1 protein-coding gene is annotated in these 242 nt (G+C 42.6%); it reads left to right on the top strand.

The genetic code is table 11. From position 1 onward, the window contains the following. Positions 1–242 (top strand): hypothetical protein (locus SB771_RS36615; RefSeq protein WP_410722238.1); only part of this gene is annotated, 242 nt, incomplete at both ends.

Raw genomic sequence — 242 nt, 5'->3', positions numbered from 1 at the left:
GATAATAGGTGACATCGGGCAAAAAATGCTAAACAGCAACAATGCGGCAAGAAAATATGCAAACGCCGTAACAGTCGCTCTTGGTCTTTTAGTTTCCTTTTTTCTTGCGATCGCACTAATATCGCTAGCTCTCCCTATATTGAGAAGAACCAGCCACCCTGTAATACCCGGCCAACAATTGAGTCTGACCGATGCACTATTACCGTTAATTCTATTTTCGCTCTTGTGCAATATCTTTGGAG

The organism is Burkholderia sp. SIMBA_051 (genome assembly GCF_046534915.1).
Taxonomy (GTDB): domain Bacteria; phylum Pseudomonadota; class Gammaproteobacteria; order Burkholderiales; family Burkholderiaceae; genus Burkholderia; species Burkholderia ambifaria.
The sequence above is the reverse complement of the archived record's forward strand: the minus strand, read 5'-3'. Positions and strand labels throughout refer to the sequence as shown.